11 protein-coding genes are annotated in these 11,764 nt (G+C 40.7%); 8 read left to right on the top strand and 3 right to left on the bottom strand.

Annotated elements, in window-relative coordinates:
• Positions 1-50: 50 nt before the first annotated feature.
• Positions 51-1,598, bottom strand: a complete 1,548-nt coding sequence (locus L641_RS0119210) for a PAS domain-containing methyl-accepting chemotaxis protein (RefSeq protein WP_024602824.1) — start codon at positions 1,596-1,598, stop codon at positions 51-53.
• 427 nt (positions 1,599-2,025) lie between these two features.
• On the opposite strand from L641_RS0119210, the gene gshA reads away from it, so the two are divergent.
• Positions 2,026-3,603, top strand: coding sequence for a glutamate--cysteine ligase (gene gshA, locus L641_RS0119205; protein WP_024602823.1), 1,578 nt, complete (start codon positions 2,026-2,028; stop codon positions 3,601-3,603).
• Positions 3,604-4,040: 437 nt separating this feature from the next.
• Complete coding sequence (locus L641_RS0119200) at positions 4,041-4,649, top strand: transglycosylase SLT domain-containing protein (RefSeq protein ID WP_013464490.1); 609 nt, start codon at positions 4,041-4,043, stop codon at positions 4,647-4,649.
• A gap of 41 nt (positions 4,650-4,690) precedes the next feature.
• Here L641_RS0119200 and L641_RS0119195 read toward each other — a convergent pair whose 3' ends face one another.
• Positions 4,691-5,959, bottom strand: a complete 1,269-nt coding sequence (locus L641_RS0119195) for a CNNM domain-containing protein (protein ID WP_013464491.1) — start codon at positions 5,957-5,959, stop codon at positions 4,691-4,693.
• A gap of 61 nt (positions 5,960-6,020) precedes the next feature.
• The gene (ccsA, locus tag L641_RS0119190) at positions 6,021-6,827 is read right to left on the bottom strand and encodes a cytochrome c biogenesis protein CcsA (RefSeq protein WP_013464492.1); all 807 of its coding nucleotides are present in this window, start codon (positions 6,825-6,827) and stop codon (positions 6,021-6,023) included.
• A gap of 223 nt (positions 6,828-7,050) precedes the next feature.
• Between ccsA and ffh the strand changes: the two genes are divergently transcribed.
• From ffh to L641_RS0119160, 6 genes are all read left to right on the top strand, one after another.
• Positions 7,051-8,430: a signal recognition particle protein gene (ffh, locus tag L641_RS0119185; protein WP_008464738.1), complete on the top strand. Its 1,380-nt coding sequence runs from the start codon at positions 7,051-7,053 to the stop codon at positions 8,428-8,430.
• A gap of 261 nt (positions 8,431-8,691) precedes the next feature.
• The gene (gene rpsP, locus L641_RS0119180; RefSeq protein WP_008114468.1) at positions 8,692-8,940 is read left to right on the top strand and encodes a 30S ribosomal protein S16; all 249 of its coding nucleotides are present in this window, start codon (positions 8,692-8,694) and stop codon (positions 8,938-8,940) included.
• 17 nt (positions 8,941-8,957) lie between these two features.
• A complete protein-coding gene (rimM, locus tag L641_RS0119175) occupies positions 8,958-9,494 on the top strand; it encodes a ribosome maturation factor RimM (protein ID WP_008114470.1) in 537 nt (178 codons plus the stop codon).
• Positions 9,494-10,261 carry a tRNA (guanosine(37)-N1)-methyltransferase TrmD gene (gene trmD, locus L641_RS0119170; protein ID WP_024602822.1) on the top strand — a complete coding sequence of 256 codons (768 nt, stop codon included), beginning with the start codon at positions 9,494-9,496 and terminating at the stop codon, positions 10,259-10,261. Before rimM ends, trmD begins: the two co-directional genes overlap by 1 nt.
• Before the next feature lie 33 nt (positions 10,262-10,294).
• The gene (gene rplS / locus L641_RS0119165; protein WP_011327636.1) at positions 10,295-10,654 is read left to right on the top strand and encodes a 50S ribosomal protein L19; all 360 of its coding nucleotides are present in this window, start codon (positions 10,295-10,297) and stop codon (positions 10,652-10,654) included.
• A gap of 192 nt (positions 10,655-10,846) precedes the next feature.
• Positions 10,847-11,716 (top strand): MYG1 family protein, encoded by an 870-nt coding sequence (locus L641_RS0119160; RefSeq protein WP_024602821.1) that lies wholly within the window; start codon positions 10,847-10,849, stop codon positions 11,714-11,716.
• The last annotated feature ends 48 nt before the right edge of the window (positions 11,717-11,764 follow it).

The following is an 11,764-nucleotide window of genomic DNA, read 5'->3' as shown; positions in this document are numbered from 1 at the left end:
AAAAAGCCGCTGTTTTCAGCGGCTTTTTTGTTTTTATTTAAAGGAGTTGGTTAAACTTTAAAAGTCAGTAATAAGTCATTCACTTTTCTTGAGCCTTCAACTAGTTCAGCCGCACCGCGTGCTACGCTAAAACTCAATTGTAAATTGTCATCCCCTAAGCCTTTAATCTTTTCAACATTACTACCAATGTCTTTACTTACAACCTGCTGCTGTTCTGCTGCGGCTGAAATATCCGTGGCGAGCTGTGAAATTTCACTAATTTGAATAAAAATACTATCAAGCTCTTGTTGTGTTTGTCCTGTTGTATTAACACAGTCATCGGCTTGTTGTTTTGTGCTCTGCATGATTTTAGACCAGCTAAACAAGGTATCTTGAATTTCTTTAATTGAGCTATGAATTTGTGCTGTGGCGTTTTGAGTTCGTGACGACAGCGCTCTTACTTCATCGGCAACAACGGCAAAACCACGCCCATGCTCACCGGCGCGTGCCGCTTCAATAGCCGCATTGAGTGCCAATAAGTTAGTTTGTTCAGCAATCCCTTCTATTTCACTCATGACTTGGCCAATTTTATCCGCTTCAGAGGCAAGCCCCGTTGCTGTGGCGGCCGCTTGCTCAACTTGTACAGCTAAGTCAGACACCATTTTACTGTTATCTGCAATATGATTCTTGATATCAGAGCAGCTTTGATAAGTAATGCCCACTTTATCAGCCGTGTTATTGGTATTGGTAGAGATTTCACCAATCGTGGTACTCATTTGTGACATGGCTGAAGCAATTTGTTCTAGCTGAGTGCCTTGAGAAGAAATACCTTGCTCGGTCAACGTCGATTGCTGATCTAACCCTTGGGCAATCGAATTAAAACTCAAGGTTGAATCTTTTACCCGCCCTAGTACCGTTCTTAATTTAGCACTGAGCATCTGCTCTCTATACTCACTAATACTATGTGGGTGCGAGCCACTAAACACATAACGAGATACAGAGTCTGCTTGGCTTTTTTGTTGTTTGAGGGTTGCAGGTGTGATTACCAGCTCATCATAATTTAAAACTAAAATAGCAATACATACTAATAAGTTAATCGCGGCAAGCAAAAGAGAGCCCCACATTGCGACACTGGCTAACCAAATTAAAATACCCGCAATGCTCAAACCTTGTCTTAATGATGTGCGTTCGCGCCAGCTAAATAATGATTTATTAGCGTTAATTTTGGCATAGAGCTTTTGCGCTCTGCGTTTTGCGCGTTGCTCTAGTTTTATTCGTACAGACTGATAACCAATAAGTTGGCCATGCTCAAAAATAGGCGTTACAAATGCATCAACCCAATAATAGCGGCCGTCCTTACATAAGTTTTTTACCGCGCCACGCCACGAATGGCCTTGTTTTAAAGTGTCCCACATTTCTTTAAATGCAGCTTTTGGCATATCAGGGTGGCGAACGATATTGTGATTTTTATTTATCAGTTCATCCATCTCGTAGCCTGCGATACTACAAAACTCATGATTGGCATAAGTAATAACACCGCGTAAGTCAGTGGTTGAAACCAACTCTTGGTGTTCTTCGAAGTTAACTTCTTCATCTATTAAGCTTTGATTACGACGCATAGTGACTCTTTATCATTCTTTATTATGGCGGCTATTGTAATTACTAAAACTAATATACGTTAGTGATATGTGTAAAATAGCAGGAATAAGACATTTTTTTTGATATTTATATGATCTTTATCAATATTAAGCGTAATTGAATTTTTCAGTTATGACAAATTTTTAGGGTTTAACTCTATCTTATCAAAGTGTTTTAAAACGCCATGTTGTCAGCGGGGGGGTATGGCAAATAATATGTAAAAGAAATTGTATATTCGTGGTGGCAATGGCAAGATTGTCTTTTCTAGCGTGAAACAAAGCGTGTTTAAAATCCAGCAAAAACTATATCTAATAAATTCATATAGTTTTTTCATTGTTTAATCTTGAGTAAAGGTAAAAAGACCCCATAACCTCATGATTAAGCCACTTGGCTCGAGGAAACTTTTTTTTGACAACTTATAATTTAAAGAACACGCTCAACGCGCTATCTAATGCAGATAATCAACAGGCTATTAAAGGCATTATGCGCGGTATTGAGAGAGAATCATTAAGAATTAATCACGATGGTTCCATTTCAAAACAGGCTCATCCTCAAGGTGTGGGCTGTGCGCTCACCAATGGGCATATTACCACTGATTTTTCTGAGTCTTTACTTGAGTTCATTACACCGGTTAGTGAGTCATCAACGCAAACCTTACAGCAGCTAAAAGATTTACAAAAGTTCACCCTAGAACATATGGGCGATGAATTATTGTGGCCAATTAGTATGCCGTGCTTTATAAATCATCAAGACGATATTGTATTGGCACAATTTGGCGACTCTAATGTCGGTAAAATGAAAACCCTATATCGCGAAGGCTTGAAGAATCGTTACGGCAGTATGATGCAAGCGATTGCTGGCGTGCATTTCAATATTTCTTTTCCACAAACGCTATGGCAGTCACTGCACTCATTAAAGCAAAGTAATGCGAAACTTGAAGATTTTATATCGGATAGTTATTTGGCGTTAATTCGTAACTTTAAACGCGAACTGTGGTTAATTAGCTACATGTTTGGCGCATCACCGGCATTATGTAGCTCTTTTTTACAAGGGCGTAAAAGCGACTTACCGTTTAAAAAACTCGGTAAAGGCACTTTATATTTGGAAGTGGGTACCGCATTGCGTTTAGGCAACTTAGGCTATACCAATAGCGCACAATCGTCGTTACGGGTAATGTATAACTCATTAGATGAATATGTTGCAGGACTAAAAAAAGCCATAAATACGCCTTCAGATATTTACGGCAGTATTGACGATTACACCAGTGCTACGCCAAAGCAATTAAATAAAAACATTTTGCAAATAGAGAACGAGTTTTACTCGCCAATTCGTCCTAAACGTAATGCAAAAAATGGTGAAACGCCCACCGATGCATTGCTAAGAGCGGGTATAGAATATATTGAAATTCGTGCATTGGATGTTAACCCGTTTAGTGAAGTTGGCATTGATTTAGAGCAAATACACTTTTTAGATGTGTTTTTAACTTATTGTTTATTAAAAGATTCAGCGCCTATGGATTGGCAAGAGCAAACTCGTAGCACTGAAAATCTTGATACGGTGGTTAACCAAGGTCGAGAACAAGGCTTGATGCTTAATTTTAATAATGAGCAGCGCAGCCTAGAATCTTGGGGTGATGAAATATTTAGCCAGCTCAGTGACGTTGCTCAGTGGATGGATACTGCTTACGATGTTGACTACTACTCAAACACCATCAAGCGCATGGCGACCTGGATTCATGATCCGGCATTAACGTATTCTGGTCGTTATGTTGAGCAGTTAAAAGCGTCAGGGCTAGATAATGGCCACTTTGCACTGTCACTTGCTCAGAAGTACAAACAAAGCCATGAAACAGCAAGTTATACTGAATTTTCAAAATCGTGGCTAGAGCAACAAGCTGCAGAGTCGTACCAAGCTCAAAAGGCGATTGAACAAGCTGATAAACAATCATTTACCGCATTTTTAGATACGTATTTCAGGGTCTGTTGACCTTTGCGGATTACAATTTGTTCAAACTAGGAGCGGTTTAATCGCGGCGCGAGGTTTGTAACCTAGTGGGCTCGATAACTGCTCCTGCGTTATTCTACTGGCTTACATCCATGTAAGAATAAGTAAAAACCGAGCAACAAAGAGTAAATCGCTCCTAGGCAAAACCCGAAGGGCAGCACCTGTTTGGCATTGATGCTGCGTTATCGCCTATTTATGGGGAATAACCACACCACATAGGCTTTGCCTTGCCTAAATACCAAACAAACTGCTGCAAATGCAACCTTGAAAGGTCAACAGACCCAAGTAAGTAGCAGGCAAAAAAAAACGCAGCTCATAGTAGCTGCGTAAATATTCTTTAGGGATGAAACAATGCTGTACTGCTGCATTCATAGATTCAGACCCACACTTTTTTAAAAAGTTCAGTGAGATCTTAAAAAATGAAAAAAAATATTATTACCTTATCTTTGCTGCTCACTATAGCTGGGTGTGCAACAGCTCCCCCAAAGCAACCAGAAGATATTTGTAAAATTTTCGAAGAGAAATCTGACTGGTATTTTGATGCCAAAGACGCGCAGGAAAAGTGGGGCTCCCCAAAACATGTGTTAATGAGCATGATGTATCAAGAAAGTTCTTTTCGCCACGATGCAGCACCGCCTATGGAATACTTCTTATGGATAATCCCTACTGGTCGTGCAAGCGATGCCTATGGCTATTCTCAAGCTAAAACGCCTACTTGGTCTGATTATATTCGTGAAACAGGTAACAGTGGCGCCGACAGAGACGAATTTGAAGATGCGATTGATTTTATGGCGTGGTTTGTTTATAAAACCCATAAAGTTAATGGTGTGTCTAAGTGGGACGCCTACGCACAGTATTTAAATTATCATGAGGGATGGGGCGGTTATAAACGAGGCACCTATCGTAAGAAAAAATGGCTAATGAGCGTTGCCAATAAAGTAAAACATCGGGCAAGCCGTTATGGCGCACAGCTAAGACGCTGCGAAGATGATTTAGATAAAGGTTGGTTAGAGCGATTGTTCTTTTAGATTAGATTAAAAAGGAGCCAGCAGGCTCCTTTTTTATTGGTTTATTTTTTACGTTTGTTTGGTTGAATTTTAACTTGTTTAATCATGTTTTCTTTTACCTCAAGTACTTCAACCGGATAGCCTGCAATACGAATACTTAAATTAGCATCGGGGATATCTTCTAAGTACTCAACAATCAAGCCACTCAATGTTTTAGGGCCGTCTAATGGGAATTCCCAGCCCATTTCTTTATTTAAGTCGCGAACGTTAGCACCGCCGTCGACAATGTAAGAGCCATCGTTTTGTGTGGTTACTTCTTCACTCGGTGTCCGAGTTTGAGTGGTAGTAAAATCACCCACAACTTCTTCAAGAATATCTTCAAGAGTGACTAAGCCCTGAATGTCGCCATATTCATCAACAACAATACCAATACGTTCTTTTGATAACTGAAATTTTAGTAGCTGAGTGTTCAGCGAGGTGCCCTCAGGGATAAAGTAAATTTCACGTACCGCACGCAATAGCGAAGGCTTATCAAACTGCTCTTTAGTTAAAAGGCGAAGCGCATCACGAGAGTGAATAAAGCCAACAGCATCATCAATATTGTCGCGGTATAAAAGCACCCGAGTATGTTGAGCGTGAGTAAGTTGTTTACTGATTATTTTCCAATCGTCATTAATATCAATCGCCACAATTTCATTGCGAGGGATCATAATATCTTCAACGGTAACTTGCTCTAAATCTAAAATAGAGGTCAACATACTTTGGTGACGAGCGGGGATCAGCGCCCCCGATTCATTTAGCACGGTTTTTAATTCTTCTTTACTCATGCTGTGCTCATCTATTTGTGCAGCGCTAATACCAAATAAGCGCAATATACCATTGGTCATCCAGTTAACAACGACAACAAATGGGAAGAGAATTTTTAGTAACCCTTTGAGTATCACCGAACTTGGAAAAGCGACTCGCTCAGGATAGAGGGCGGCCAGTGTTTTTGGCGTTACTTCAGCGAAAATCAGCACCACAAGTGTTAATGCACCTGTTGCTATAGCAATACCTAAATCACCATACAAACGAATACCAATAATGGTGGCAACTTGGGCAGCCGCAATATTGACAAGGTTATTACCAATAAGGATAAGACCTATCAACCTGTCAGGTCGACTGAGTAATTTACTAACGCGTTTCGCAGCACGATGATTCTCTTTAGCGAGGTGTCGTAAACGAATACGGTTGATTGACATGATTCCGGTTTCTGACCCGGAGAAGTAAGCAGAAAAAAGTACCAATAAACCTAAAATGATAAACAGCGTACTTGTCGATATGTCGTCCAACGATGGATCCTTTTTTTATAAACCAATGCGTATTAAGCTAGAGTGAGCTTTCAGAGTCAAGTTAAAACTTATTTAGAACCACTTCTTGTATAAAACGGCTGCCAAAATAAGCGAGTGTGAGTGTAAATGCGGCAATCATAATACTCACTACCACCATTTTCCCTCGCCAACCTCGTTTTACATGGCCAACGGCAATCGTAGCAAAAATAGCCCAAGCAACTAAAGATAAGATTGTTTTATGAATAAACTCTTTGGCAAACATGCCATCAAGAAATACAAACCCTGTAATCAGCGCCACGCTTAATAATACTGTGCCTAAATTTAATAGTTGATAAAGTTGACGCTCTACCACCATTAGTGGCGGTAAATGGCTATGTACTATTGCTAAATCTTTACGTTTCAGACGTTTATCAATAAAGTAAAATTGTACGCCGTAAAGGGTGGCAATAATTAAGATACAGTAGGCTAATAACGACAGTGAAATATGCGCAACTAACGCAAGCTCTACATTAATGCTATGAAGTAAAACGTGATGAGGAATAAACAGGCTAGCAATAGTTAACAGGGCAGCAAAGCCGTATACAACAGGTAATAGCAGTGTCGCAGGGAACTTCAAAGAGACGGTGGTGACACAAAGCACTATTACCCAACAAGTCAGTAATGCAACATTAACAATACTTAAATCTTGGCCATCGGCTCTAAACACCGAGTTTACTAAAAGCAGCATATGCGCCAAAATAGCGACAGTGCTCAGTATTATAGTAATTTTTTGGCTTGGTCCCTGACGATGAAACAATCGCGAAAGCACGTGAGACGTTGCTAACACATAAAATAAACTGGCAATAATAGTTAAACTAATAATCAGCATTTTGCTTTGGCCACTTAATTGAAGTCAAATAATTCGTGTTCGTTATCTGGTCATTGTATTTTATAGCAACGCAAATGCATAGACCCTGTAAAAAGAAACTCAATAAGCAGCACTTCAGCACTGTATTGTATGCCACCATTTACGGTATACTATTTTCAATTGAATTTTAATAGCATCGACCTTATTAATAGAGTTGATATAAACGTCTTTTCGGAACCGTTACATGTTTGAGAACCTCCAAGAACGATTAGGTAAAACCCTAAAAAATATTAGTGGCCGTGGTCGCTTAACTGAAGACAACATTAAAGATACACTTCGTGAAGTGCGAATGGCATTTTTAGAAGCCGATGTGGCGTTGCCTGTTGTTCGCGAGTTTGTAAAGCAAGTTAAAGAGCGTGCGGTTGGTGTTGAAGTCACCAAAAGCTTGAGCCCTGGCCAAGTATTTATAAAAATTGTTCGTGAAGAACTTGAAAAAGCCATGGGTGAAGCCAACGAAGAGCTAAGCCTTAACGCACAGCCACCGGCGGTAGTGATGATGGCTGGTCTTCAAGGTGCGGGTAAAACCACCAGTGTGGGTAAGCTGGCTAAGTTTTTAAAAGAGCGCAAGAAGAAGTCTGTGCTAGTGGTAAGTGCCGATGTGTATCGTCCAGCAGCAATTAAGCAATTAGAAACCTTAGCAACAGAAGTTGATGTAGAATTTTTCCCAAGTGATATTTCGCAAAAACCAGTTGATATTGCAACTGCCGCCATTTCTCATGCGAAAAAGAAATTTATTGATGTTGTATTAGTCGATACTGCGGGTCGTTTGCATGTTGATAGCGACATGATGGATGAAATTAAAGCCTTGCATCATGCAATTAATCCAATCGAAACGCTATTCGTTGTTGATGCAATGACAGGTCAAGATGCGGCAAATACAGCAAAAGCATTTGACGAAGCTTTACCGCTGACCGGTGTGATACTGACTAAAACAGATGGTGATGCCCGAGGTGGTGCTGCTTTATCTATTCGTCATATTACTGGTAAGCCAATTAAGTTTATGGGTGTGGGTGAGCGCACTGATGCCCTTGAGCCTTTCCACCCAGACCGAATTGCTTCACGTATTTTAGGCATGGGTGATGTACTTTCATTAATCGAAGAAGTCGAGATGAAAGTAGACAAAGAACAAGCGGCAAAAGTAGCACAAAAAGTATTTAAAGGTGATGGCTTTACGCTGGATGACTTTGCTGATCAACTAAAGCAAATGAAAAACATGGGTGGCATGATGTCGATGCTCGATAAACTGCCTGGCATGCAAAACATCCCAGATGCGGTTAAAGGGCAAATGGGTGATAAAACCTTTATTCAAATGGAAGCGATTATTAGCTCTATGACCAAAAAAGAGCGTGCACGCCCAGAAATCATCAAAGGTTCGCGTAAAAAGCGTATTGCTGCGGGCTCTGGTACTCAAGTACAAGAGATCAATAAACTGCTTAAGCAATTTACGCAAATGCAAAAAATGATGAAGAAGATGAAAGGTAAAGGTGGCATGCAAAAAATGATGCGTGGCATGAAAGGGATGTTACCACCTGGCATGATGGGTGGCGGTGGTCCAAAATTTTAATAATTTAACCTTTAATACCTCCAATACGAGATAAAAAGTAATCAATAAAGAGGCAAAATGCCTCTTTATTGTTGAATAAACTATGCACAGAATAGCTTATTCATATACTTTTTCATCTTGGATCACGGTTTAATCTACTAAACTGGCTTTTTGCATCACTTCTTACTTGCATTGTTGCTAAAAACTCGTACAATTCACCGGCTCCCCATACTGGGGAGTAAATCTTATTAATGAAAACAGTCAATCTATTTAGAGGACGGTATGGTAACTATTCGTTTGCAACGTGGTGGCGCTAAAAAACGCCCTTTCTATCAAATTGTGGTTGCGGATAGCCGTTTCTCGCGTGACGGTCGCTTCATCGAGAAAGTAGGTTTCTTTAACCCAATTGCTTCAGGTCAAGAAGAAAAACTTCGTTTAGATTTACCACGTGTTGAACACTGGTTAGGTCAAGGCGCAGGTCTTTCAGATCGTGTAGCTAAATTAGTTAAAGACGCTCGTAAAGCGGCTTAATAGGCGTAAGTGTAACCATGAGTCAAGAGAACACCTCATCAATAATTGTCGTAGGAAAGCTCGGCGCCCCATATGGTATAAAGGGCTGGCTTAAGGTGCATTCATTTACTGATGATCCCCAAGGGATCTTCGATTTCAGCCCGTGGTTGATAGGGCAGCAAGGTAAATGGCAATCCTTAGAAGTGGTCGACTGGCGTCGCCACAACAAAGGCTTTATCGCTAAGTTTGCGCAAGTAAATGACAGAGACCAAGCAATGGCTTATACCAATGTAGAAATTTCTGTTGATTCAGCGCAGCTACCAGAATTACCGCAAGGTGAATTCTATTGGCGAGATCTCATCGGCATGTCGGTTGTAACTGATAAAGGTTATAACTTAGGCATTGTTGATGACCTTATGGAGACAGGCTCAAATGATGTACTGGTTGTGAAAGCAAACAGTAAAGATGCATTTGGCCAAGCAGAACGTTTAATTCCTTTTTTAACTGATTCAGTTATTCAAGAAGTTAAATATGATGCGAAAGAAATTACTGTAGATTGGGATCCAAGCTTTTAATGAGTCAAACAAGTTCGTTGTGGGTAGGGGTTATCAGCCTTTTCCCGGATATGTTTGATGCAATTACAACGCAAGGTGTAACCGGTCGTGCTGTTAAAAATGGCTTAATCGATTTTAACTGCTGGAATCCACGTGACTATGCAACTGATAAGCATAGAACCGTAGATGATCGTCCTTACGGGGGCGGGCCAGGCATGTTAATGATGGTTGAACCATTAAAACAAGCCATTCTTGAAGCCAAACAGGCTGCAGGTGATGGTGCAAAAGTAATTTATATGTCGCCACAAGGGCGCAAATTAGATCAGCAAGGGGCTAGCGAACTCGCAAACTCTGAAAAACTGATTTTAATTGCCGGTCGCTATGAAGGTATAGACGAGAGAATAATAGAGTCGTACGTTGACGAAGAATGGTCAATTGGTGATTTTATTTTGAGTGGGGGTGAACTACCTGCCATGGCATTAATTGACGCAGTTGCGCGATTAGTGCCAGGGGTGTTAGGACACAACCAGTCAGCAGAGCAAGATTCATTTTCGGATGGCTTGCTAGATTGTCCTCACTATACACGGCCAGAAACATTGGACGACAAACAGGTGCCTGCTGTATTACTCAGCGGAAACCACCAAGAGATAGCAAAATGGCGGCTTATGCAGTCATTAGGTAGAACTTGGCTTCGCCGTCCTGACTTGTTGCATAACCTAGCTCTGACTGAGGAGCAAGCGGTATTACTCGCGAAATTTCAGCAAGAGTACCAAAAAGCTTGTGGCTAGAAGACAGTTACACCTAGGAAAGTGAGAAACATAATGGCAAAAGTAAACCAAAATATTATTAAAGCGCTTGAAGATGAGCAGCTTAAAACAGACGTACCTGCATTCGGCGCTGGTGATACAGTAGTTGTACAGGTAAAAGTAAAAGAAGGTGCTAAAGAGCGTCTACAGGCCTTTGAAGGTGTTGTAATCGCTAAGCGTAATCGTGGTCTTCACTCAGCATTCACAGTTCGTAAAATCTCGAACGGTGAAGGTGTTGAGCGTGTATTCCAAACGCACAGCCCTCTTATTGATAGCGTAACAGTTAAGCGTCGCGGTGCGGTTCGTCGTGCTAAGCTTTACTATCTACGTGAGCGTTCTGGTAAATCTGCACGTATTAGAGAAAAACTTAACTAATACGCGCTGTTTATCAACGCAAAAAAACGGGTTGCAACCTTTGGGTTGCAACCCGTTTTGGTTTTAATGCTATTGCAATTTTTATATCGCTACATTTAAAAACCAATACACACCTTAACTAGCATGCGTTAAAGTGTGGTTCACTTCAAAGCACAATATCTTCTCACTTCTTGCAAAAAATGATGTACAAAAATGAATGATAAAACGATAGTTACGCACAACGGCAATTTTCATGCAGATGATGTTTTTAGTATCGCTGCGCTTAAAATTATTTTCCCTTCTTTTACCCTTATCCGCACACGCGATAATGCGATTATTAATGACGCTGATGTGGTTATTGATGTTGGCGGCCAATATGACCCAGAAACTGACCGGTTTGATCATCATCAGCGCGGCGGTGCCGGTGCTCGCGAAAATGGGATTCCTTTTTCGTCATTTGGCTTGGTGTGGAAAAAATATGGCTTAGCAATATGTGATGATAATCAAGATGTGGCGAATGCAGTTGATGCAGGGCTTGTATCAACTATTGATGCCATTGATTGTGGTCATGTTGAAGGTGTTGCTACAGGCATTAGTTTAAGCCAAACAATTTCTATGTTTAACCCAACATGGGAAGAGGAAAGTAATTTTGATGCTGCTTTTGATCAAGCGGTGGAATTTGCATACACTTTGCTGCTTCGTTTTGTTGCCTCAGCGCAGGGTGGTTTAAATGCTAAAAAGATTGTTGCTCAAGCAATTAAACAGGCAGACGATCCACGATTAATCGTACTAGAGCGTTATACGCCGTGGAAAAAAACCGTACATAGCTTATCAGAAGAGGCGCTATATGTAGTGTATCCATCGCATTCTGGTAAGTGGATAGTGCAAACGGTACCTGCAGAGCTAGGCTCGTTTGAAGACCGAAAGCCATTACCTGCACCGTGGGCTGGATTATCTGATAGTGAATTTCAAGCAGTGACCGGTATAGATGATGCTATGTTTTGCCATAATGGCCTATTTATCGCCGGTGCAGAATCATTTGAAAGTGTTATGTCGCTTGCGACTATGGCATTGGAATATTAGATAAAAAATGCTAATTAAAGTGGCTATTAAGCCACTTTAATTTTCATT

Origin of the sequence: Pseudoalteromonas sp. TB41, from assembly GCF_000497975.1 — a bacterium.
In the GTDB taxonomy this organism is placed as follows: domain Bacteria; phylum Pseudomonadota; class Gammaproteobacteria; order Enterobacterales; family Alteromonadaceae; genus Pseudoalteromonas; species Pseudoalteromonas tetraodonis.
This window is presented reverse-complemented; position numbering and strand designations above follow the sequence as displayed.